Here is a 23215-nt window from a genome sequence, read left to right on the forward strand (position 1 = left end):
GGTAATTTAAATTATTTTAAACTTTCTTTCTAAAACCCAACCCAATCGATTTCAATCAAGTCATTGTTTTATCAGAAGTTTTAATCTTCATCACCGCCGATGGATGTGCATTATAGGGCAAATATTTCGCCATGCAACCCCTCTTTTTAAGTTTTATCAGTTTTTTAGTCCGAACGGTTATTTATTCGGCAAAATCATTTAGATCTGTATCATTCTTGCTCAAAATTAGCAGTATGCTTATTTTCCAATATTAGCTACACTACTTTAATGTTCATTCGTGTTGTGTTGAAATGACTCAAAATTTAAAAATAATAACCTTGCTGTCATTTGTAGCAATGCAAACACCTATTTTGTATGCTGCACCTGCATCAAATCTTTATAACACTACATTCTCCATTTTAGCGTATGCAAAATGGCAAGCTAGCACGCCCAAACTTTGTTTTGTAAATCAAGATAATATTGCACAACAATTCAAAAAACATGCCCCATTACATAATAAATATGACATTCAACCCATTCAAAGCCATGAAATATCTAAAAGTAATTGTCAAATATTAATTTTTTCTACGCTTTCTGCTGCACAAGAACAACATACCTTAAATACTCAAGTTCGATTTCCAGCCCTATCTATTAGTTTAAACAATCTGGAATGTGAAACTGGCAGCGCTTTTTGTCTTTATAAAAAAAATGATAACTATGCTTTTAAAGTCAACATGGAAAGCTTGACTCAATCTCAAGTGCATATTGATCCGCGTGTATTACTGCTTGCAAAAACATCGGAGTCAAACTCATGAAGCAGTTATACACTCCAATTACCTTGCATCAATTATTCACACGCGCACAACTCACTATCTTTGCTCTGACTTTTACAATTTGTTCAATGATTTTTCTGGTCATTTCAACCTACACCATGAACACCTTCGCAAAAAATAGTTTGCAAAGTTTATCTGCAGCATTAAATGAACGCATTCAGCCTGCAGTGGTTTTTAATGATCAAATGACGCTCAACAAAATTCTCTCTGAACATACGCAGCGTTATTCTATTCGTTCAATTGAAGTACGCTCACCTAAACAGACACGTATTGCCTTTATTGAACAGCAAGGTCTAGAGTATTTTTCAATTCAGGCTTTATTGGACTATCTGTTTTTTAATCATCCTGTTCGGCTGAGTATTGACCATGATCAGCAAAACTATGGCGAACTGGTGGTGTATGGAAACTCTAGTGACTTGGTTAGTTTCTTTTATAAAATCGTTTTAGGTTTAATTTTCGGTTTTATTTTGCTTTTAATTGCTGTGTTTTGGTCAATTAATTCAATTTATCAATATCTCATGCAATCTTTAAGTTCTATTGTCAGCTCGGCACAGGAGATCAGTGCACAAAAAAATTATAAGCTGCACGTTTCAAGTTCAGATATTCAAGAACTTCATGAACTGAGTTATGCCTTTAATGGCTTACTCAATGAAATTGAACAATCCCATAAAAATTTATTGGTCGAAAATCATAAACTGCAATTTCAGTCACAATACGACAATTTAACGCAGCTACCAAATCGTAATTATTTTTATGAAACACTGTTTAAGCTATTTACCCAGCCTTCTGCTACGGCCGCAGTATTTTTTTAGATATTAATAACTTTAACCAAATCAATAACCAATTTGGGCATTTGACTGGCGATAATATCTTGCGTGATTCATCGCATTGTCTAATTCAGATTTTGCCCTCACATGCGTTTGTTGCGCGTTTAGGTGGCGATGAATTTGCAATAATCTTAACTGGCTCACACTCCACTTCAGAATTAGAGGGTTATTGTCAAAAGATTCATGCGTGCTATGGCTCTACATTTAGGTATGAACAGCAACAAGTTTCCCTAAATGTCAGTATTGGCGTAGCATTGATTGAATATGCCAAAACTCCTGAAAATTTAATTGCCGATGTCGATCGCGCAATGCTCAAAGCCAAACGTGATCAATCAAAATGGTATATTTCACCTCAATCAAACAATAAACAGGTTCCTTATGCTTAAAAAAGTTCTGATCGGTACACTTATTTTTGTTATGGTTTCACTCAGTGCTTGCATGAGTTTAGGGAATGTCAGCTATAAGCAGGCACGCATGCTAAAACAAGAAGGTTTTATTTTAAGTGATGATGGCTGGACTTTAGCCCTGCCTGAACGCTTGTTATTTGGTTTTGATGAATACGCCATTCAAAACAACCAAAAAGAACGCCTGAACCAATTGGCACAACAGCTGCATAAATATGACTTGGATAAACTCAAGTTTATTGGTCACACAGATAACCTAGGCTTAGCCAGCTACAATCAAACCCTTTCTGAAAAACGCGCCCAAAATGTGGCTCAGGTTTTTTTAGATCAAGGTTTTGAAAGAAAAAATATTCAGGTGATTGGGCGCGGTGCAACACAACCAATGGTAAGCAATGACACACCAGCAAATCGTGCCACCAACCGACGCGTCAATGTGACGATTGTGCCTTAATAAAAAAGACACTAAAACTTTCTTATTTTTAGCCTCATTCTTGAGGCTTTTTTATGCCGACCAATAACTAATATGAAGCCAATTTTAAACCTAACAAGGCTTTCACAAATTTCAGGCATAAAAAAACCGCTTAACGCGGTATCTTTATTGACTTGACCATTTATACTTAGCATCTGTTCTATTTAGAAAATGGTCGGAGCAGTAGGATTCGAACCTACGACCCCCTGGTCCCAAACCAGGTGCACTACCAGGCTGTGCTATGCTCCGAAATTGGGGTGAATGACGGGATTCGAACCCATCACATTTACCCATATACCTCTTTATAAATTAGCAACTTAAGTAATATCCTAATGTTTAAGCATTCAAATATGGGAATTTCTTGTCTCTCAAAACTGAAAACAATTATTTTTGAATCTCTTTTTTTCTGTTTTTTGATAATCAATTTTCTTCTATGCAAATTGACCAAACTGACACTTATGCAGATATTAAGTAATGAGGTAATAAATAAAAAAGTGCCCAACAAATGAGGCACTTATAAAAGAAAGTCATTACACCATAGCAGTAAGCTGAAGGTAACTTTTCTTACATATTGATGTAGTTGTTCAACTTTGAAATATAGTCAGGCAAGTCTTCAGCAATCAGTTTGCCGTAATGTTTATAAATCATAGATGTATCAGTATGGCCAAGTTGCTCTGCAATCCACTCTGGAGGTACATGGCCAGATGTCAGCAGTTGGCTTGCAAATGTATGTCTACCTTGGTTAATTCCACGTTTTCTGACTGTTGCTTTCTGCAGGTGTTTATTCCAGCGATAACGCAACTCATGATATTCGAAGTGATTGGATCTCTCATGATTGATCCAGACGAACCTAACCCTTTCAACTTTTTTTGTTTTGTTATCCCGCTGCAATACTTCAATTGTTTTACCGCGCATATTGCCAGTGAGTAAATATTGCTTTTTTAAAGCATCAACAGCGGGTTGCAGTAGTTTGATGTGTCTTTTTCTACGTCTATTTTTTGTGACCCGATATATGCCCCGCACATAAGATCTCGAAATTTGTATGGTCCCCTTTTCCAGATCAATATCTTCCCAGGCAATAGGTATTTGCTCCGACATAGAAAGCCCTGTCCAGAAAAGACAAGGTAAAAGGTTTTGAATATCTAAATCGGTTTCAGTATTCAAAATCATGGCTATTTCAGTTTTAGAAAAAGGATCAGGTTCTGGTGTGTCTACCTGATGGATCACAATATTCTGAAATGGGTTATACGGGATTTGATTTTCATCACGCCAAATTGCATGCACCTGTGAAAATCTTGTCAGGATCTCGCGGACTGTTTTGTTGTTTAAGGTTTCTTTGAGTTGATCAATCCATCTTTTCAGCATGTTGGTATTGATATCTTTAGGATGCAATTTGCCCCATTTGGGTAAGATATGATTATTCACATGCCCTTTGTATGAATCAAAGGTGCTTGGTGCAACTTCTCTTATTGTGGTTCGTAAATATAACTCAGCATAGTAACTCACCTGATTTTTCTTTAAGTTTTTAGAGTTGGGAAAGTGCTTGGCCAAGCTAAATTGATCGAGCTGGATTTCAAGCTTAATCAGATCGGCCAGTTGCTGTGCACGTTTTTCATTTTCAGGTGTGAATGGCCAATCTAAGGTTTCTTTGATTATTGGTTCGGTTGGATGTGGTTTCATCCAAATACGCATACTTTTACCACGTATTTCTAGTCCTGCAGACATAAGTTGCCCTACATTTAAGTATCTATAAATATTGAAAATATTTTAAAAGAAACGCACCACCGAATGGAGGTGCGTAAGAGGTGTGTATTTAGATGAAAGGAAGTTCGTCCTGTTCGTCTATACTGCCGCGTGAAAGTAGTTCATTTTCCAATGAAATTTGCAGATATTGATCATCGGTTTTGCCCAAAAGCCAATGAATATTCTGGTCTTCAAGGTCTTGAATAGCCCAACCTTTATATTTTCCGAAAAAAATATGGGTTGGGTACCTTGCTTGCTCAGAAAATTCATAAAGTTCTTCTAAAGACTTAATGTTTTTTTCCTGAACAATTTTTCTTAACAATGAAAATGTTGTTTTGCAGTCATTTAAAGCAGAATGGGCATTTTTCAGACCTCGTTTTGTGGCTTTACGATTGCTACTAATATGATATGCCAATGCTGTTAAGTTATGCGCTTCCAAACTTGGCCATAAATACCGGGACATTGCCAATGTGCAAATTGATTTGATATTCGTTGTTGTTGTTCCAGCTCGATTGAGCGCGGCAATATCATAATCAATATTGTGTCCTATCAAATATTGCACATCGTCTTTTGGCATTTTAAAACAGGTATATGACGGACATTTTTCTAAGTCTTCGTCTAAAATATGATGGACAGCCATTGCTCCAAGATGAATTGATTCACTTGGCTTATAGCGTTTTGAAAACTCAAATTGAGTGAGCATGATCTCTAAATCATTGGTAAATTCAGGAAAGATCACTTCAATTGCCGCAGCCTCAATAATGTCACCATGCAATTTGTGGGTTTCAGTGTCAAAAATTAATGCTGTCATGTTCATTCCATCCATTTCACACAATCACTGGTCGAACATTCCGCTGCAATATGTCCATTTACAGCACTAATTTGATAACTCAAAGTTCCTGCTTTACAAATCGGACATGACATTTCAGCGCAAAAAGTTAGTTGTGGTTTTTGTTGGCCATGCTTGTCTGTAATTGCCTGACGAGCGACCGCAATATTTTTAAAGTATGTCATACCACCTGTCCTTCTTTATGTTGAGCTATTACTTCGTTTAATTTTCTGACACCTTCTAAACCATGCTTACGAATCAGTTTTTTCACAAAGTTGAACTCTTTCAGGCAACTATAGTCAGTAAATCCTGTGAAGCAGCTCAGTTTGGCATCACTGCGTACACGGGTAAAACCAACAGGTACATCTGCAAGTAAAATCTCATTGAGTTCTTCATTAATTCCGCGCCAACGGGTTTTTAAACCATGGCCACGATCGACAGTGAGTTTGCTGCCGAATTTGAACTCATTGAAATTCATTTTTGGCATTTGAAATTGCACTGGTACAGTCATGACTTCATCAGTTTCTGCATTGTAATAATGGCTATCAATGCCAAGTAGCCATTCTTGATCCAGTGGAATAAGAAGGTTTTTAAGGCAAATTATTAAGTCACCACTATAAACTGAATATGCAACATGCTCTGGTGTAGCCTCCGAATCTTCCAAATGATGTTCTTCACGGTACTGCTCTACAACATCGTTCACTTCATCAACCGAAAATGTCATGCTAAGTTCATACGGTCCTGCAGCTGCTACAGCTTGTTTCTTTTTTAACTCAGCTTCGCGTTTTGCTTTGAGCGCAGCAATTTTTTGTTTTTTCATTGGAATGCTCCAACTAGGTAGAGAACGCCGAAAATAAAAGTAGAAATGATCATATTTAGCAACAAGGCATTTTTTAAATTCATGATGACAGTTCCTGAATATAATTTTTTAATGCAATTTCACATGCTTCTTCTGGTGTAGAGCCTTGCCCCTGTAATAAAACTTTGCGATTAGGATCTAATTCACGTGCATTACTACAGATCCAAACCATCCACTCTGTGTAACGTGTATAAGCAAGCTCGAAATAACAGTAGTGGTTGGTCTGTAACATTTCCGCATGTATTTCTAAAACTTTTGATACATTGCTCATGGTTAAGCTAGAATCATTTTGCATAATTGCTCTCCAGTAGTTGTGTGACACATGCAGAAGTGACCGCTTTTGCATGTGTGCTTATTAAAAACTCTTATTTCAAATAATCCTGTATAGGTTCATAAGTCACTTTTTCTGAATCATCAACTTGAGCGACATTCCAGTTGCTTTTAATAAAAGTGGTAAAGTCAGTTACCATTTCATCCGAAATTTCTTTAGCAATTTCTCTCGCATGATCAGCATCATCAGCTTCCACAACTGCGTCTTGTATATAGACTTTTGATACTTCAATTTTAAATTTCATGTTTTAACTTCCTCCAATCATGGGATTAGTCCCGTTGTGACGTTGGTTTTTCAAAAATCCAGCAGCGTTTGGTTGTGCCACTGATTTTGCTTTGAATTGCTTTGTTGGCTTCAACAAAGCGGTAATGCAAACTGTGTCTTAATGCATTTTGCAATTCGTTCATTTCTGGCAATGAGTAACGGTAATCTGCTGCCACGCGATATAAATGGGCAAAGTTAATTGCAAAAAGATCTGATTTGGCAGAGTGATTCAAAATGGTGTCATGGGTTGGGTTGCGAATTGCATCTTCCATTTCTTCTATCGTGTTCCAGAAGTTCTGAACAATGATGGAATCTGATTTAAGTACCTTGTCACGTGCTTGTGCCATGGTTCGGAATTCTGTTTGAACCTGCTTTTGCATTTGTACCGGTACATCTACAACATGCTGACAAAGCGCATCAAACAATGACATGAGTTGAGCATGGTTATGCACGACACGAGCGTTTTGTATGCTGTGTTGTTCTTCGTGTAAAAAGGCATCATGTCTTTGCATGTTTAAGTTGAATGCCTCAAGTATTGCGTTTTCCTTTTTAAGGCAGTGCAAAATAAACTGGCTCAGTTGGTCAGGTTGATATTTGGACAGTCTGCGAGATGCATACAAACTTTCTTTGGTCAGTTGATCTTTATAAAACTTGACGTGAACAATACGCCCCATAACTGCTTCAGATGCCAATACTTCAGCGTTCTGACTAATGATCAAAGTGCCCATAAAAGGTGGTTCGTAGGTTTCATTCCCCCCATTTTTTACACCTTGTGCACCAAGTGAGCCACCATCGTAAAGTGTTTTTAATGTGTCCCAATTAAACTGCTTTGCTGCAGATTCACCTTCACGATCTGATTCAATTAATACAACTGGCAAGTTGGAAACTTGTCTGAAGGTACGGGTTAAACCTGCCTTGGATGTTTTGCCTGGGTTCGGGTCTACCCCTTCATAATTAATACGGCCAAAGAGTTTCCATAAAAATTGTAAAAGTGTGGTTTTACCTGTGCCTGGTTCACCGACCAATTCAACAAAAGGAAAGGATTTGTGTGTTTTACGAATTTGCTGTGCATACAGGCTGCCGAAAAATGCTGTTAGTGCAATTAAGCCTTTTACGCCATAGGCATCTATTAAGTCTGTGATCCATTGCTTTTGGTAGTCAGCTTCGTTGCTGTTAATTTCAAGCGTAAATGGAGTGCGACTTTTTAAATTAATATTTTTTGGAAGTTCAAAATAATCTTCATTGTTAATTTTGAACTGTTTTCCGTTTTGGTATGCAAGATCACCAAGCACATATGTTTTTAGTTCACTGTGATAACCAACATAATTGATTAATTGGACACGTTTAATGTCTTCGATCCACTGTTCAAGTAAACGATCAAGCTGGGTACCATTGCCTGTGTAAACTACGCCTGGTGCTACGGCCAATAAACGCTTTTTAAATTCCGACGCTGCAGCAAGCTGTGAACCTGTAAACGTGTTTTTTACAGATACCTGATTCCGTGGAAAATCAATATTGAAGTAATACCAAGCTTCATCGGTGTCTTCGCTGTACTGGTAATACAATGCGGTCGGTTTGCAGTTAATAATTTTAGTAACGTTGGCTGCTGCATTTAGTGCTGCGTCACGACGTGATGCTTGAGCTGTCTCTTTTTCAGATTCAAGCCAATCTTCGTTGTCATCTTCAAAGTTGATGTCTTTTAAATACTGATCGTATTTATCATTATCTAGCTTGAACCAATAAACTTGGTTATTGAAGTCGAATGGAAAGGTTTTGTTGCCATAACGCTTGTAGATAAGTAGAGCTTTATCCACAGGTTTTTCTGCGATAAGCAATGCACCAAAATATTTATATGTTTCTAAATCTGAAAAATTTAGACGGTTCTGCTTATATAGATCATTCCAATCATATTTTTTTCGCCCACCAGGCGGTAAGGCAACCTCACATTCAAAACCTTCTGCCGCGGCTCTTTCCAAGTTTTTGAAAATGCCTTCATGACCTGCTTTGTCATTGTCAAAAGCCCAGACCAATTTAGGCAGTGGCAAGTTGTTTGCTTCACACTTCTGTTTGATCTGATTTAAAAATATGGATGGGTAATACCCTACACCTGCAGATAAGCAACTAAAACTGGTGATGCCCGATAACCACAATGCGATGGTGTCGAAAATACCTTCAGTAATCCAAATTTCTTTTGATTCGATATAGTTGGTATTAGGTGTAAGCCATGAATGACCTTGTGACTTCCAGCCTTTTTTGAACATGGTTTTAGGCAATACGCCTTGTTCATCCAAAATGCGTTGCCACCAACCATGGTTGCCGTCTTCATCTGTAATTGGGAAACGTAAAGTGATAGACCCGACTTGAGTGTCGTAATCTTTGTAATATTCCTGAGTGTATAAGCCTTTTAGCTGATCTATGGCCAAACCACGACCTTCTACCAAATAGGCATCTACTGTTTTCGTAGGATGTTCGGCTGTAGGCTTAAAGCGTTTTTCCCATTTTTCGAACAGGTCTGGGTATAGATCACGAATATAAGTTGGAGTGCCGCATTTATTATTGCGTGGACAATGAATCACCCATGGCGACTCTAAACTTGTCCACGCTTCTTTATGTAAACAAGTCGGACATTTGCCAAAGCGAAGTTTATCGTCTCGTTCTTTGAACTCATATTCAGCTTTAAGACGATCTACAACCAATGTTTGAGTTTCTGGGAACATCATTTTTATAAACTGCCTTAAAACAAATGCCGATGGTTACGTTTGAGTTCTTGTCCTGCGAGCTTTGCAAGCATTTCACGAATACGCTGTTTTGCTAGGAACTCAATAGTTTCTTCAATGGTTGCAAAGCCCAATGTTTGTTGTACTTCCGCTACAACTTGTTTCTCTTGATCCGTGAGAGCAATTTCTTGAATTGGCATGTTCAGCTCCTAGAAAGGTGGTCTGATGCGCCTTTTTTCAAGTACTCCTCTAGATTAAATTCTTCTTGAATGTCTTCTGCGATAAGAGTGGCGATAGCTTGTTTCATTGCCATTTGACGCAAAATGACACCAGGATTAACTCCAGTGAGCTTTGACACAACTTCAAAAAGTTGTGATTCATCATCAGTCAAATTGATGTTGTAGCGGTTGTCTCGTTTTTGCTTTCTCATAAAGGTTAGTCCTCTAATAAGTGGATGTTTTTACCTTGGTAGTAGATCTTGGCAATGATGCTGGACTGGCTAAGTTGGAGTCGATCGGCAAGCTGTTCGATGTAATCGGCTTCTTCTTGCGGAAGGTAGACAGCAAAACGAATACGGCCACCTTCAAGCTTTTTTGAACGGCTCGAATTCTTTGATGCAGTAGGTGAATTTAATGTGCTCATACAGTATCCTAGAACATAGTGGTATGCTAAGACACACTTTAGCACATTATTATGTGCTTTCAATAGTAAAAGGTGATATTTATGTCCGAAAATTATGATGAGCTGTCCGCCATCATTTCTGATCGCTTTAAATCAGAATTAGAAAAAAACAACTTGCGAGCAAAATCACTGAGCCGTGATATTGGGGCACATGAAAATACCCTAGGCAATTACGTGCGAAATAAGGTGCCAGACCAATGGGTTTACTTGGCTAAACTGCATGAAAAAGGTATTGATATTCGTTATGTGCTGCTGGGTATTGATCCTGACTTTGCAGGTTTAACCAGTGAAGAAAGTGTTTTATTGAAAGCGTATAGACAGCTTAGTCCTGAAGCGCAGTCTGCTTTACTTGGCTTAGGCACAGTTATGGCCAAGGAAAGAGAACAAAAATAAATACTTTTTCCACCTGTTTTTGTTTGACTGTGCCTTGCTAAGGAAAACAGTAATCTTGCTTATTTGACTTTATATTTGACATGACTTTACAAGAAATTAAATCAAACTATTGATAATAAAAAGAAATGTATAGACATCACTTTTGACATACTAAACTACTACTTGCTTGACTGTTGCTTGATAAACAAACTTAAGAGGTACCCTCATTAATAAGGGTACCATCTTCATTTAATCAAATGACTGCTGTACTTTTACTAGCTTCTGCTCAATGTCCATCAATTTATAGACAAGGTCATTGTTGTTATAGGTAACATCCTTGTCTCCAGTGATTGCTTCAAGTGATTGTCTCCATACTCTTAGGCTTGCCAACGCTTGATCTAAAAGTAGTTCATTATCCTGAAGTTGCATGTTTTCCCCCTGGGCAATTTGATTTAATTGAAATTGCCACACACGGATTTCCTTCTGGTTCCAGATTGGGCTAGTAACAGTGCGTTCTCCATTAAATTTAGGATAAATCAAGTCGGGTAATGATTTTTTGAGTACCTCAATATTGATTTGATAATCGACTTTTTCCTGCTTTGCGACTTCATTTAATAGGTCGTTGATCTGATCGGGACAAATAGAGAGATATCCCTTTTTAGTATCATGATTAAATGAAAATTGTGCATACACGCATTTATCTACCACTTCAAACAAGCGTTGGCAGAGCAGCTGGCTTTTATGCGTTTTTGCTTGTACCCGATCTGCAATTGGTACATAGGGAATGATGCTTTTATTCATGCGTTCTCTCCCAAAATACGTTTGACACGGGCAAGTGTTTGCTGGCGTTTCTCGGTACGAAATGCCCAGCCGTTATTTAGGCTTAGACCTGCGTTCTGATTTTGTCTTGCGACTTGCAAGCGTTGATCATCATTCATTATGTTGATGCTGTTTTGAATGATTTGACCTGCCATTTGCAACTCATCGATGAGATCGGGCAAGTCGTTTAGCAAGATCATGGCATTGCCTATGGTATTGCGTTGCTCGGGTGAAAGTTGCGGGTGCAATTGTGTGAGTAATTCACCAAGCTGATTCTTAATATTATTTTTCATCAATCACACTCCCCAGAACAGCATTAAAAAAGTCAAAGCGGCTGCACAGAAATACATGCTAGTTTCTGCAGCATACTTGAAGATTTGATGACGTTTATTTTTACGTTGGCGTTGTTGGTACGCTTCTAGGTCGTAAATTGGAGTGTGCTCGATGAGGTGAGCATTTTTGAGGTGTGCAGAGGCACGGGGTTGAATCTGTCTTTTCATGACGGAAACTCTCTTTTGTTAGGTTTTGAACCTACCGCCATTTCTTCCACAAAATGGTGGCAGACCGAACAGGGGTGGAAGTACCGTCCAAAAGAGACAACGGCCAGTCAAAGACTGCCCTGCCCGATCTACCATAGACGAGTCTATTCGATCAGACATTTTTAGGCAAAAAAAAGCCGCTATAGAGCGGTATGTTTTTGCTCTCTTTTGTAAAAACAGACTTCCACATCTGTACGCAGATTTTGCTGCGTTTTTTTATATTGCCTATAGTGTGCTGCTATGTCAAGATAACGCAATGATTGTTTTAAGAAATACGTTCATGTTGCAGCATTATTGGTCATCCTAAAATTTATTATTTTTCAAATGTATAATTCACTAATGTTTATGGATTCAGCAACGTATTATGAAAATTAAAAAATTTGAAGTTCATGGTCTTCACGGAAGTGATGAGCCACTTATCTTAAATTTCAACGATGACTTAAATATTCTTTCTGGCCGTAATGGTGCTGGAAAAACCACTATTCTAAAATTAATGTGGTATTTAATTAGCGGCAACTTCGACAAAGCAGTGGCAGAAATTAATTTTAAAACTGCACAATTGATAACTGACAAATACGAATTAACTGTCTACATCGATTTTGATGATAAAGAGCATCCTTTTAGTAGCACACTTAGACTTATAAATCCCGAGTTGTTGCAACTCAAAGGCATTGAAAAAGACGAAAATTTAAAAAATTTTTTCAATAAAAGCTCAACAACCAATATGTCTTGGTTTTTTACACAATATATAGACTCTTCTTTTTTCATGCCTACCTTCCGAATGATTGAAGGTGGTTTTACAACAGAAAAATATGACATTAAACATGATGTTGTGAAGGAGTTTTATCTAAAACTCAATAACGAAAATGAATACAACGATATCGCAACATCTTTAAATAAGTTATCTAAAAGCTTAACCAAAAAAGAGCATCAATTTATCACGAGTATTTCTGCAAAAGAGATTGACAGTTTTCTCGTGAAAAAATATGCAGAAATCATGAAAAAAGTGAATATGCTTCAAACAGATAGCGTTCACCTTTTATCAAAAAAAATTAGTTTAATGCTGAGTAACAAGAAAAATAAATTAAATGCAGAAGATATTAGCAACTTAACTATGTTAAGTAAGAAAATTGAGGAGTTAGATGTTGAAGTACAAGGATTAAATACTCCTCTTAATAAAATTAGAACAGCTGTGTCTAATTTTATGCCTTTATTTAATATTGAGTTTGACCAAAACATTTATTTTTCTCATAAACGTGACTTTCCCGCTGATTTTGGTTTAGATCATGAACCTCTTTCTTTGCACCCTGATCACCTCGAAAGTGATGATGAAGATCAATATTTCGATTTTGAACAGTTTGAATTTGATGAAACTGAAAACGAAAAAAGTTCTAACTTAACCATTAATAACCTGTCTGCTGGGGAAAAGCAGTTCTTAACCTTTGTTGCCTACAATATTTTCCACAATGACACTATTTTCTTCATTGATGAACCAGAGTTGAGCTTGCATGTAGATTGGCAAAATAGATTGTTTAGCTTACTAAAAGAGCAAAACCCGAGTAACCAATTTATTATCAGTACTCATTCACCTTTTATTTACAGTCTATTTCCAGATAAAGAACTGATTATTAATGTAGATAAAGGTTGTTCTGAGTTTTAAATATGAGCGTATCTACTCCACTTCCTGTTGCTGTAATCCTTTCAATGATACAAAGACAAACCTTAACTAAATATGTAGTCGTTGAAGGTGTTGATGACATTATTGTGTATCGCAACCTAATCAGTAGCAATTTAGATAAAAATATTAGCGTATTAGCTGCAGGTGGCAGAGACAAGGTTCTAGAAGTATTTACTCAATTAAAAAATACACCCAGTATAGACAACGCAATTTTTATTGTTGATCAAGATTCTTGGGTTATTTCTGGAATTCCTGAAGATTTTCAGCATCCTAGAATCATTTATACCAGTGGCTACTCTATTGAAAATGATGTCTATATAGATAAACAGCTTGATGCCCTTATGCAGGGCACAGGTGTTTATTCATCATTTAAGGATTGTTTAGCTATTTATTTAAAATGGTTCGCTTTGGCAATCACACGATTCTGTACAAATGCCAATGCAGATAGTGAAAAGTTAAAAATACACCCTAGCAATTTTTTTCAGTCTCAAACCACTATAGATGCATATTGTGCTCTGAAGGAAGGCGAAATTTTTCCTCAGGAACTCTACAATGATCTATTGAACAACTATGCCTTGAAGTTCAGGGGGAAATGCTTATTGCCTTTAGCTGTTCAGTCTTTAGGTAAGCGAACTGATGGTGCAAAATACAATACTAAAACAATTATGGAAGAAGCTGCGATCACAGGTCGAGGAATCCATCTTAATCGGATATTTTCTGAAGTTGAACGGTTAGCTTCATAAAGCTCTGAAACATCTTATTATTTTACTTTCTTGTTTATAGTGTGCTGTTATGCAAATATAATGGCACATTATTTTTATAAGTAGACAATAATTATGATTCTCTACGGCTATCGATTTTTCGTGATTGATCATTATTGGGAGTTCTTACCTTCAGTTGATCAATTTTTTAAAAATTTAGTGGATTTGTATCCACCTCAAGAGAATATAGAAGAATTTCAACTCGCATTTTCATCTGCAACAACCAAATGGAAATATGCACAAAAATTAGCTGACAAATTAGGTTGGGAAGGTGATTTTGTCGGTGAGCCGCGAGTATTCTTTCTTCCAGACCCTCAGAATATGATGATTAATTTTGGTTTTGTCTTCAAACAGCGAAATAACGGGATGACTTTCGTGATTTCTCCTATCCACTTAGACTATATAGCTAACTTGGAAGAAGCAGAATGGGATCGAATCATCATAGAAGAGTAATATTTTTTAATTGAGATTAGGTTGAAATAGTGAATCTTCAACAAGAACAATCTAGGAGGTTCATCTCCAAAGTGATATTTTTATAAAATAGTTCAAAAAGTTGCTGTGAATCATGCGTCATTCACAGCTTCCGTATCTATTACTTCTGCAGATTTAAGTTCTTGTATTTGTTTTAAGGTGGGTAACTGAACGTCTGGGTTGGGCATGGCACTTGGTGAAACAGTGTGAGTAATTTCAATATTTCCACCGCAGGTAAACCCACAAAAATGATTAGGGCATTGCAACCAAATCACTTTTAAAAATGGATGTTTGGGTTCACTGGAACGAATCTTTAAATTGGCTGCCTGACAATGTGGGCACAGCATCTGAGGACGTGAACTCGGTATTTTTGTTTTAGGTTGATGATGCCCCACGTTATTTCCCCTACATTAAAGAACAAATATTAATCCATTATAATTTAAAAGAATAAATATTTGTCCTCTTGTATTCATTTATCAGCTTTTAATTGTTTATATTCCCTTTTTACTGCTTTTGTTGCGGTCAGTTTATTCACATATAGGTATGTCAGCCGCTTAGGTGTGGTCTGATCGCCCTCTGTTACTTTTCGTGTATTTTTTCCATCCTTGTAATACGCCAATACGCCTGTGTAATTTCCAACACTGGACTCAATCAACTGTGCAACATCGTCAGAGTCTGGCAAGTATATTTCTGCTTCACAGGAAGTGGTAAAGCCGCCACTGGCATCTAGTTGGTGCACTACTCTTGTGCCAAGCCAAATAATTTCATCAATTAAAGGCTTAAAGCCCAGAAACATTAAAGGTGCTTCTGGTATGAGCTGTGGGTTGCCGTATGCCAATTTAAAACTGAACTGAGCAGATTTGCTTTTAATTTTATTGTACTCGGCCAGTGCTACATGCTCTGCAGTTTGTTTATCACGCTGAATACCACGCACTTCGCGGGTGTTTTCATCTGAAATGCCAATGGTGACTTTCTGCTTTTCGGCTTTGTTGTTGTCGTAATAATAAGCCGTGACGCCCGATACTTCATCTGCACCATCGCTATCACTAAAGCTATGCGAGTCGCCTAAGTCACGGGTGATAATGGTATCGGGAAATGGACTACCATTGAATGTTTTTCCCTCACCCTTGGGCATAAATAACAGATTGCCATTTTTTACGGTGGCAATCGCATCATGTTCATCTGCAATACGGGTGATCAGGTTTGCATCGGATTCGTTCTGATCTATATGCGGCAAAACAATAGCACCCAATTGTGGGTTGATTTTGGCAATCAGGCCGTGTTCAGCAGCAATCGTTTTAATAATATCGGCAATGGTATTTCTATCGAAACTGCGTTCCTTTTTCTTTTTAAAGGCAGCTTTCAAGTCTGCAGATTCTGCTCGCAGCGTGAGTACATCGGGTGCGCCCGTGTGTCTGCGCTCTTTGACTAGATATTTGCCTTTATATACCAGACCCGTGTTGCTCCAGCCAATCCATGCTTCAATTTCTGCACCTTTGGGTGGAATTTCAAGTAAACCGTCATGGTCAGAAAGATCAATTTCAATGGAGTCCGTTTCAATGCCACGGTTATCGGTAATGGTCATACGAATCAAGCGATCCTGAACTATGCCACCAATATCGGTACCATTCACCAATAACCGATAAATTGCATGTGGGTAGCTCCCATTTTTTAAGTCGGACAATAAACTCATAATAGGTTACTCACCATGTTGCCCAATACATTACCAATGAGCTGGCCAGCGGTTTGAGTTTTGGTTAGTTTTAGTGAAAACTCGACTTTGCGGGGTTTACCATTTTTAAAAAAGTAGGTTTGAGTTTCTTCAACAGAATCTAGTACCCATAAGCCATAAATTTTTCCATTGCCTGCAATAAGCGGAAATGACTTACCTGTGTCCCCCATTGCCCGTAATGCAGTTAGGGAAAGCTGGGAGCCAAATTCAGGTACGATTGAACCATCCAGCGTGATTTTATCTTCCCCTTTGCCCACATACTGATATGCGGGCATGGAACCTACACGGCTGTTATTGGCATGGTTCCACGTGGTCGAACGCTGTAATTGTTGATAAGTCGCTGTTGGTATAGAAAATACGAACATGCCAAAAATCATCATCATTTTTGATTATTCCTATTCTTGGTCTAAAAAGCTGCTACGGATTCGAGACAGTTTTTCCTGCTCACGTTTATTCAGTACGCTTTCAATCATGTGTTGCAGTTGCTGTATGTTTTGTCCTGGTGAAGCATGAATCTGAATGCTGATTGTGTCGCCTTGAACCACGACATCTTTTCTGCTGCTGCCGAATTGTTGCGTTGACTTGCTTTTAATTTTTGAAAGCGCAGGGGCAATATTCACCTGCCCTAAATCTGAATTTTTAGAGCTGAAAACATCTGCCACGGCAGAGAATTTGTTTTTGAGGCTTGGGAAACCATTTTGTAGGCCAACTTGTAAGCCCCCCATAATATGCCCACCAATTCCTGCCATTACCCGTGATGGGCTGCGAATATCCATACGTTTACGCATGAAATCTGGCATGTAAGAGTTGACCGTACTCCACAGGTCTTTGAGTTTTCCAAAACCTGATTTGACCCCATCAATCAAACCTTGAATGATGTTGGACCCTATAGATCGCATCCGTTCATATAACCCTGCCAAGAATGCAAAAACAGAATTGAATGCACTCGTGATGTACGGCAATGGTGAAATGGCAATGAAAATATTACATAGTCCCTGCCATGCAGCAGTGACGATATTCTTAATACTATTCCAAATGCTGCTGGTAAAACTTACTGCAGCGTTAAAGCCTGTAGTTACCATGCCCACAACAGTAGAAACCGAAGATGATACGATCGCTAAAATTGCAGACCACAGGTTAGTAAAGAAGCCTGAAATAACTGACCAATTGGCGATAATCAACCGAGGTATGCCAATAAACGGCATTAATACGTTTAATATCGGGTTTGATGCAAATACGCTATCTATGCCAACAATAATGCTTTTTATAAAACTGACACCTGTCTGGAATGCGTTTTTGATAGCATTCCATACACCAGTAAAGAATCCTTTGATTGGCTCCCAATTTCTATAAATTAAATATGCCGCGCCTGCGACCACAGCTACAATTGCGGTGATCGCAAACACCATTGGATTGGCCAGCATTGCTTTCCCCACCCATAAAAAAGCAGTACCAATCATTTTTATAGGCAAAACCAAAGCTTTCAGTAAACCTGAGAAAATACCGATGCCACCACTTAGGCTCACCAATGACATTTTTAAAAATGCCAGTGGTCCAAGTACAGTTGCAATAGTCAAGGCAATTGCACTGATACCGCCTACAACAGCAATCCCGCCTACAGCCAATTTGACCAAGGTAGATGCCAAAGTTGGGTTTGCACGTGACCACTCTTGAACATGCTCAAGTATTCCTCTGGCTTTATCAGTAAATGCATTTAATGGCGGCAATAAAATATTGCCTATGACAATGCCAATTGCAGAGAGATTATTCTTTAACAGTAATAGGTTGTTTGCTGTAGTTGCTGCCCGCGCATCGTATTCTGCATTCATTGAGCCTGCATATTTGGTCGAATCACCAACCATATCTAGGTTTTTCTGCAGGGCTTCCATGTTTGTGAGCAAAGGTGCAATGGCAGATAAAGATTCGGATCCGAACAATTGTTTTAAAATGGATGCCTGCTCGTATTTATCCATTTTGGAAATAGACTGCAGTACTTTCATGGTGGTTTCTTCAGCATTGACCTGCATGTCTTTGGCCACTTGCACATAGTCCAAGCCTAAAGATTTCCATACTGCCTTTTGTGACTTCGTTGCAGCCTCACCAGAAACCAAAGCAAGCATCATATTTTTAATGCCTGTTGCTGCAATTTCCTCTTGAACCCCCATACCTTTAAGCGTAGCACCAAGCGCAGCAATAGAACCTGAAGCATATCCCCCGACTTCACCAAGTGGGCCAATACGCTGAACAATTTGCATAATAGATTTTGCAGCGGCTGGTGTGTTGTTGCCCAAATAGTTAATTTTATCTGCAAGGGTAACTACTTCATTTTGAGACAAACGAAACGCTGTACGCATTTCTGCCATGCTCTGCCCTGCTTCTTCTGCTGTGGTGTCAAACGCTACACCCATTTTTACAGCATCTTCTGCAAATCGGGTCAGCTCCCCCTTAGCAATACCCGACTGACCACCTGCCGCGACAATTGTTGCAATGTCTTTAGCAGCCATGGGTAAATAAGTGGACATTCTGACCACTTCATCTGACATAGCTTTTAAACCTGCAGCAGCTACGGTTGGCTGATCACCAAAATCTACAACTTTTTTAACGTCAGCCATGGCAGATTCAAAATCTACCGCAAGTTTGACTGGTACAGCCGTTGCAGCCATTCCCGCGCCTGCAAGCATCATGCCTTTGCCTGCAACGTCTTTGACAGACTGTAATTTTGCCTGTGTCTGCTGATATTGTTGCTGTGCTGCATTAATTCGGTCTATGGCTTGTTTCTGTTTGGTATATGCCATAGTCGTTTGAAGGATTTTGTCTTTTAAGTTGGACTCATCCTGAGTTAATGATTCAACGGCAATACCTGCCTGATTCATCTTTTGAACTGTTTCAGTCAACTTTTGTGACTGCTGGCCATAAGTCTGATTTAAGCGTTCTAAGGCTTTTTGTGATTTACCTAATTCTTGAGTTTGTTGCTTGGTCAGTGGACCTAAATCTGATTGTTTTTTTAAATCAGAAATGACCTGTTTATGTTTATTAATTTCAGCAGTAGTTTGATCCAGCTCGGTTCTGAACTTTCGAAAGCTGTCGATATTCTTTTGATCTAGTTTTAATTTGGCAATTTGTTTGGTCGTTTGCTCAAGAGCAGAGGCAGCTGCTTTGCTGCCTCCAATCATGTGCTTCAGTGCAGGGCTTAAACTGTCTTTTGAACCAAAAATGACTTCTAATTTTAAGGGTTTCATTCAGCATCGTTTCCATTTCTTTCAATGGCTTTTTGATGCCATTGCATCAACTCAAATAAATGCATATCGCTATATGCTTGCGGTGGCCAGTGGAACACCACCGCAATGTTGGCTATCGCATCTTCTACTGTTGCTGTAACAGCTGGGCACGAACTGATTTCGTCTGCAAAAAAATCATCACCACACCTGCAACTTGGGCAATGTCTGAAGGTTCTAATTGATTGATTTCTGCTTTGGTTAAGGTTGGGCTACTAATACGAGGCAGAATTGTGCAAATTGAGTTCACATCGCCCTGCAATAAATCCGCAATTTTTACGCCCTGTAATGCCTGGACATTTGGCTTACGAATTTCTAGCTGTTTAATTTCCAAATCACCCATTTTGACTGGTGTATCCAAGTCAATTGTTTGTGCTTCTGCCTGAATAAGTTTCTGGTTTTGAGTTTGGTCCTGAGTTTGCATATTAATTCCTTGAATATAAAAAAGATGTAAAAAAACCTTCTGCAGTACAGTGACTTCAGAAGGGTAGGAAAAGTTAGATACCAATGTTGGCACGGTGTTTTTCGAGCAGATCTACACCGTTCACAATTTCAATTTGGTTTGGAATATCAATTTCAATTTTGACAACACCATTGATACTCAATTTGTAATACGACCACTGTGTTTTAATTGTCGTTTCAGTATCATCACCCGCCTTTTGATTACCGAAATCAATTTCTTCATGACGACCACGAACAATAATTTCTACAGCTTCCGTTTCACCCGTATCATCACGCTGATATGAGCCTGCGAAGCGCAGCATGTTTGCAGCAACGGTGACTGCACCAAACTGTTCAATAATTTGAGAGTCGATACCGCCAAGTTTCCAAGTAAACTCGGAAATATCATCCCCCAAACCTAAATCAATTTTGACGTTGCCATTCATGCCACCGCCACGCCAGTTTTCAAACTTGCGTACTAATTTTGGAATAGTGACTTCACCTGTTTGGCCAAGGTAAGAATTACCCTCATTAAACAGGTTGCACATTTTCAGTTTCTTAGGTAAAGCCATCGTTTGTTATCCTTTTATGCGTTCATACGGGCGGCGAAGTCAGAGAAATAACGATCTGTAATACGCTGGCGAAGTGTTAAATCTTCTAGTGGTGGTACTGGCGTATAGTCATAATCCAGAATCAAGCGACCCGATTTCAGTGTTTCTTTTGAGTTGACGAATGGATCAAACCAACAGCTCGCATCAATTAAATAACCCTGAGTTTTTAAATCACGGAATTTGGCATTGATGCCTTCCACAATGTCACGGGCCAAACTTGGATGAAGTGGTTTGTCTACAGCCCACAAATGACCTTCTGCCATGGTGTCTGCAATGACCTGTGCTGTACGGGTATAGTTTTCAAATGCGAAAAGCGGATCGACTGAACAAGTACGCGACCCCCAGAAACGGAAGCTATCGCGCTGGATTAGCGTGGTAATTTCATTTGAGTTCAAATAGCCTGCATCGGTGTCCATGCTTTGTAGCTGCCAAAACACATCTTTTGAAATGCCTGTGACACCGTTTACAGGTACGTTTGAAAGGGTTTTGTGCCAACCTGTGTCGTTATCAATTTTTGCACGTAAGCCAAGTGCTCGAGCGGTTGCTTCAAAAGTGGTGGTGCTTGAAGTTGCTGTATCCCAACCTAAAAAGTCTGGCCAGATCACCATTGTTTCACGTGAGCCAATTGCGTCACGATAAGCCACGGCATCTTCTTTTGTTTCACAGCCATAGGCTGAAACATAGTTAAATGCACGTAATTTTTCTGCAATGCCTGTTAACGATGCTGTGACTTCTGCTGTGTCAAGTCCTGGTGCACCCAAAATACGTGGTTTTACTTTCAGGTTTTGCTCTGCAGTAAGCAAAGCTTTCATGCCTGTATATTTACCACCTACTTGCCCACCGATGACTGCAGTGGTCTGTTCTGCTGGATCTTCTTTTTGTTCGACACGCACCACGACCACTACAGCATTGGTCTGGTCTGCAATGGCTTGTAATGAACGGGCTAAAGTGCCTTGAGTTCCTGCTTTTTCAATAGACCCTTGAATATTGGTCAAAAGTACCGCTGTATCTAATGGAAATAGCTCTGCATCTGCATCTGATGCTGTTGCAATTAATCCAATGACTGCTGTTGAAACGGTACGAATTGGACGTGTGCCTTCATTGAGTTCATGAACTCGGACACCGTGATGATATGAATCTGTAGCCATAAAATTAGCCTGTGATCTGTTGTTTTAATTACAGTTCACAGGCTTACAAAATGGCTTTTTAATTGCGATTGGTTGGACTTGTATATGGGTTATATACAAAAACTTGGATTATTGTTGTATCTGTAATAGCAGTGGTGTGTTTCTGCCTTAAAAGGCCTGTTTATTGAGGTTTTATTTCAACAAACAGGCTTGCATGAGTCTTAGTAAAGCCCAAGTGCATGAGCTTGTATTAAGTGGGTTTTACAAATTAATATTTCGACTTTTCAATGTAAATTATTTTTGTAGATCCATTTTAATAACTTTCCCAGACATATAAAGTTCCCAACTCATTTAAGACACCTGTTACTGTTAAACCACTATAATTTAACGTTGCACCCTCTTGAGTAAAGTCTTGGGTGATCTTTCTAGTTAATGTTCCATTTTTAGTAGTTATATCGACTTTTTTAGGAAAGTATCCGATTAATATATTTTGAGACTCAGTATTTCCAGTCCCAGTATAAAATCCTTGTTTCCTAGTTGAACGACCATAATATGATGGAAAATTATGCAAATAATTAGATCCGTATACTATTGTATCTACAGTAAAGTTATTAATTGCTTGGGTTAAATTAGATCTCTTATAAGGCATGTGAGTTGTAGACAAAGCTTTTATTGGTAAATCTTCAATTGTCAAAATATCAATATTTCCATTTTCCAAAAATAAAGCATGTGTTGTTTCAGTGAAGCACAAGGAATATTTATTGTTTTTTAATGAAATATTTTCAGATTTTATGGTTGGATGGTTTATTAGCAGCATGTTAGCTTTTAGACCGACAAATGTATTGTTATGGATATTTAACCCATCTACTTTACCGAGTAACCGTAAAAAAGTGCCCCCCCAATGCTTTTTTAAAACGCCATCTTTGTGAACAGCAGAAAAATTATTTGAAATAATATTGATATTTTCCCCGCCATTAAGAATCATAGTGTCGTTTGCTGTATCTCGCCAATACCCGTTATTTCCAGTTATTAAGACATCACGTGCATAACCATCAATTAGTCTACCTCTGCCCTCTAAATCATTGTTTTGTATTCTTACACCACGAAGATTTTGAGCATTATCTCCTTTATTAACTAAAAAAAATGGATGACAGTAATGCACACGATTTTCAGTAAAAATGAAATGTCTAAAGCCTTCTTCTAATGTTTGATTATCATTTGGTCCAGCTACAAAGTTTTCAGGCCAAGTGGCGTGACACCAACCGATTCGAATATCAAACGCAACACATTTGTAAAATATAACTCCACGACCTTTTACTAAAACAACTCTGTACACGACAAATTTCACAGAACCCTTATCCTATCAGGATTCTGCTTTCTTAAAATTGCCAAAATTTCCTTAAACTCTTCTTTTTTCCCAAAACCAATTAAACGCTGAATCGCCATTTGAACA

Annotated in this window: 30 protein-coding genes and 1 tRNA gene; 8 read left to right on the forward strand and 23 right to left on the reverse strand. The window is 38.4% G+C overall.

All coding sequences use genetic code 11. The features are described 5' to 3' along the window. The first annotated feature begins 290 nt into the window (after positions 1-290). From FTU70_RS13295 to FTU70_RS13305, 4 genes are read left to right on the forward strand one after another with little or no spacing between them, the layout of a single operon-like run. Positions 291-794, forward strand: coding sequence for a YfiR family protein (locus FTU70_RS13295; protein WP_180051401.1), 504 nt, complete (start codon positions 291-293; stop codon positions 792-794). Further along, a complete protein-coding gene (locus FTU70_RS13300; RefSeq protein WP_257222595.1) occupies positions 791-1624 on the forward strand; it encodes a CHASE sensor domain-containing protein in 834 nt (277 codons plus the stop codon). Before FTU70_RS13295 ends, FTU70_RS13300 begins: the two co-directional genes overlap by 4 nt. Before the next feature lie 41 nt (positions 1625-1665). Then, the gene (locus tag FTU70_RS14375; protein WP_257222596.1) at positions 1666-2025 is read left to right on the forward strand and encodes a diguanylate cyclase domain-containing protein; all 360 of its coding nucleotides are present in this window, start codon (positions 1666-1668) and stop codon (positions 2023-2025) included. Then, on the forward strand, positions 2018-2494 hold the full coding sequence (locus tag FTU70_RS13305; protein ID WP_154321033.1) for an OmpA family protein: 477 nt from the start codon (positions 2018-2020) through the stop codon (positions 2492-2494). The genes FTU70_RS14375 and FTU70_RS13305 overlap by 8 nt, the downstream gene beginning before the upstream one ends. Before the next feature lie 190 nt (positions 2495-2684). Here FTU70_RS13305 and FTU70_RS13310 read toward each other — a convergent pair. The 11 genes from FTU70_RS13310 to FTU70_RS13360 all read right to left on the reverse strand — a co-directional run bounded on the left by FTU70_RS13310 (position 2685) and on the right by FTU70_RS13360 (position 9897). Beyond that, positions 2685-2761: transfer RNA gene (locus FTU70_RS13310), tRNA-Pro, on the reverse strand. A gap of 315 nt (positions 2762-3076) precedes the next feature. Further along, positions 3077-4237: an Arm DNA-binding domain-containing protein gene (locus tag FTU70_RS13315; protein WP_180060717.1), complete on the reverse strand. Its 1161-nt coding sequence runs from the start codon at positions 4235-4237 to the stop codon at positions 3077-3079. Between the two features lie 88 nt (positions 4238-4325). Then, a complete protein-coding gene (locus FTU70_RS13320) occupies positions 4326-5066 on the reverse strand; it encodes a 3'-5' exonuclease (protein ID WP_180060718.1) in 741 nt (246 codons plus the stop codon). A 2-nt stretch (positions 5067-5068) separates the two neighbouring features. Next, entirely contained in the window at positions 5069-5269 is a 201-nt protein-coding gene (locus FTU70_RS13325) for a hypothetical protein (RefSeq protein WP_180060719.1), read from the reverse strand. Next, positions 5266-5904 (reverse strand): hypothetical protein, encoded by a 639-nt coding sequence (locus FTU70_RS13330; protein WP_257222598.1) that lies wholly within the window; start codon positions 5902-5904, stop codon positions 5266-5268. Before FTU70_RS13330 ends, FTU70_RS13325 begins: the two co-directional genes overlap by 4 nt. A gap of 79 nt (positions 5905-5983) precedes the next feature. Further along, positions 5984-6238, reverse strand: a complete 255-nt coding sequence (locus tag FTU70_RS13335; RefSeq protein ID WP_257222599.1) for a hypothetical protein — start codon at positions 6236-6238, stop codon at positions 5984-5986. A 70-nt stretch (positions 6239-6308) separates the two neighbouring features. Next, on the reverse strand, positions 6309-6518 hold the full coding sequence (locus FTU70_RS13340; protein WP_180060720.1) for a hypothetical protein: 210 nt from the start codon (positions 6516-6518) through the stop codon (positions 6309-6311). A gap of 25 nt (positions 6519-6543) precedes the next feature. Beyond that, positions 6544-9258, reverse strand: coding sequence for a toprim domain-containing protein (locus tag FTU70_RS13345; RefSeq protein ID WP_180060721.1), 2715 nt, complete (start codon positions 9256-9258; stop codon positions 6544-6546). 14 nt (positions 9259-9272) lie between these two features. After that, positions 9273-9455: a hypothetical protein gene (locus tag FTU70_RS13350; RefSeq protein WP_180060722.1), complete on the reverse strand. Its 183-nt coding sequence runs from the start codon at positions 9453-9455 to the stop codon at positions 9273-9275. Positions 9456-9457: 2 nt separating this feature from the next. Then, positions 9458-9685 carry a hypothetical protein gene (locus FTU70_RS13355; RefSeq protein WP_180060723.1) on the reverse strand — a complete coding sequence of 76 codons (228 nt, stop codon included), beginning with the start codon at positions 9683-9685 and terminating at the stop codon, positions 9458-9460. 5 nt (positions 9686-9690) lie between these two features. Beyond that, positions 9691-9897 (reverse strand): hypothetical protein, encoded by a 207-nt coding sequence (locus FTU70_RS13360; RefSeq protein WP_180060724.1) that lies wholly within the window; start codon positions 9895-9897, stop codon positions 9691-9693. Between the two features lie 81 nt (positions 9898-9978). Between FTU70_RS13360 and FTU70_RS13365 the strand changes: the two genes are divergently transcribed. Then, complete coding sequence (locus tag FTU70_RS13365) at positions 9979-10329, forward strand: hypothetical protein (RefSeq protein WP_180060725.1); 351 nt, start codon at positions 9979-9981, stop codon at positions 10327-10329. Positions 10330-10557: 228 nt separating this feature from the next. On the opposite strand, the gene FTU70_RS13370 is transcribed toward FTU70_RS13365, so the two are convergent. From FTU70_RS13370 to FTU70_RS13380, 3 genes are read right to left on the reverse strand one after another with little or no spacing between them, the layout of a single operon-like run. Continuing rightward, a complete protein-coding gene (locus FTU70_RS13370; RefSeq protein ID WP_180060726.1) occupies positions 10558-11109 on the reverse strand; it encodes a hypothetical protein in 552 nt (183 codons plus the stop codon). After that, on the reverse strand, positions 11106-11420 hold the full coding sequence (locus FTU70_RS13375) for a hypothetical protein (protein WP_180060727.1): 315 nt from the start codon (positions 11418-11420) through the stop codon (positions 11106-11108). The genes FTU70_RS13370 and FTU70_RS13375 overlap by 4 nt, the downstream gene beginning before the upstream one ends. A 3-nt stretch (positions 11421-11423) precedes the next feature. Continuing rightward, complete coding sequence (locus tag FTU70_RS13380) at positions 11424-11627, reverse strand: hypothetical protein (protein ID WP_180060728.1); 204 nt, start codon at positions 11625-11627, stop codon at positions 11424-11426. A 403-nt stretch (positions 11628-12030) separates the two neighbouring features. Between FTU70_RS13380 and FTU70_RS13385 the strand changes: the two genes are divergently transcribed. The 3 genes from FTU70_RS13385 (at position 12031) to FTU70_RS13395 (ending at position 14558) form a co-directional block, all read left to right on the forward strand. Further along, positions 12031-13326, forward strand: coding sequence for an AAA family ATPase (locus FTU70_RS13385; RefSeq protein WP_180060729.1), 1296 nt, complete (start codon positions 12031-12033; stop codon positions 13324-13326). Positions 13327-13328: 2 nt separating this feature from the next. Next, positions 13329-14087, forward strand: coding sequence for a DUF4435 domain-containing protein (locus tag FTU70_RS13390; RefSeq protein ID WP_180060730.1), 759 nt, complete (start codon positions 13329-13331; stop codon positions 14085-14087). A gap of 120 nt (positions 14088-14207) precedes the next feature. Continuing rightward, positions 14208-14558 (forward strand): hypothetical protein, encoded by a 351-nt coding sequence (locus tag FTU70_RS13395; RefSeq protein WP_180060731.1) that lies wholly within the window; start codon positions 14208-14210, stop codon positions 14556-14558. A 110-nt stretch (positions 14559-14668) separates the two neighbouring features. On the opposite strand, the gene FTU70_RS13400 is transcribed toward FTU70_RS13395, so the two are convergent. From FTU70_RS13400 to FTU70_RS13440, 9 genes are all read right to left on the reverse strand, one after another. Continuing rightward, positions 14669-14971, reverse strand: a complete 303-nt coding sequence (locus FTU70_RS13400; RefSeq protein ID WP_373685346.1) for an ogr/Delta-like zinc finger family protein — start codon at positions 14969-14971, stop codon at positions 14669-14671. Between the two features lie 74 nt (positions 14972-15045). Beyond that, a complete protein-coding gene (locus FTU70_RS13405; protein ID WP_180060732.1) occupies positions 15046-16269 on the reverse strand; it encodes a contractile injection system protein, VgrG/Pvc8 family in 1224 nt (407 codons plus the stop codon). Next, a complete protein-coding gene (locus tag FTU70_RS13410) occupies positions 16266-16691 on the reverse strand; it encodes a phage tail protein (protein ID WP_180060733.1) in 426 nt (141 codons plus the stop codon). The genes FTU70_RS13405 and FTU70_RS13410 overlap by 4 nt, the downstream gene beginning before the upstream one ends. Before the next feature lie 12 nt (positions 16692-16703). Beyond that, a complete protein-coding gene (locus FTU70_RS13415) occupies positions 16704-19547 on the reverse strand; it encodes a phage tail tape measure protein (RefSeq protein WP_180060734.1) in 2844 nt (947 codons plus the stop codon). Next, positions 19544-19765 (reverse strand): GpE family phage tail protein, encoded by a 222-nt coding sequence (locus tag FTU70_RS14460; protein ID WP_318653967.1) that lies wholly within the window; start codon positions 19763-19765, stop codon positions 19544-19546. Before FTU70_RS14460 ends, FTU70_RS13415 begins: the two co-directional genes overlap by 4 nt. Further along, positions 19672-20007: a phage tail assembly protein gene (locus FTU70_RS13425; protein ID WP_180060735.1), complete on the reverse strand. Its 336-nt coding sequence runs from the start codon at positions 20005-20007 to the stop codon at positions 19672-19674. Before FTU70_RS13425 ends, FTU70_RS14460 begins: the two co-directional genes overlap by 94 nt. A 73-nt stretch (positions 20008-20080) precedes the next feature. Next, complete coding sequence (locus FTU70_RS13430) at positions 20081-20596, reverse strand: phage major tail tube protein (protein ID WP_180060736.1); 516 nt, start codon at positions 20594-20596, stop codon at positions 20081-20083. A 14-nt stretch (positions 20597-20610) separates the two neighbouring features. Then, positions 20611-21783 (reverse strand): phage tail sheath protein, encoded by a 1173-nt coding sequence (locus FTU70_RS13435; protein ID WP_180060737.1) that lies wholly within the window; start codon positions 21781-21783, stop codon positions 20611-20613. A gap of 292 nt (positions 21784-22075) precedes the next feature. Beyond that, positions 22076-23110 (reverse strand): hypothetical protein, encoded by a 1035-nt coding sequence (locus tag FTU70_RS13440; RefSeq protein ID WP_180060738.1) that lies wholly within the window; start codon positions 23108-23110, stop codon positions 22076-22078. Between the last annotated feature and the right edge of the window lie 105 nt (positions 23111-23215).

This window comes from Acinetobacter sp. YH12135 (assembly GCF_013418565.1).
Lineage (GTDB): Bacteria > Pseudomonadota > Gammaproteobacteria > Pseudomonadales > Moraxellaceae > Acinetobacter > Acinetobacter towneri.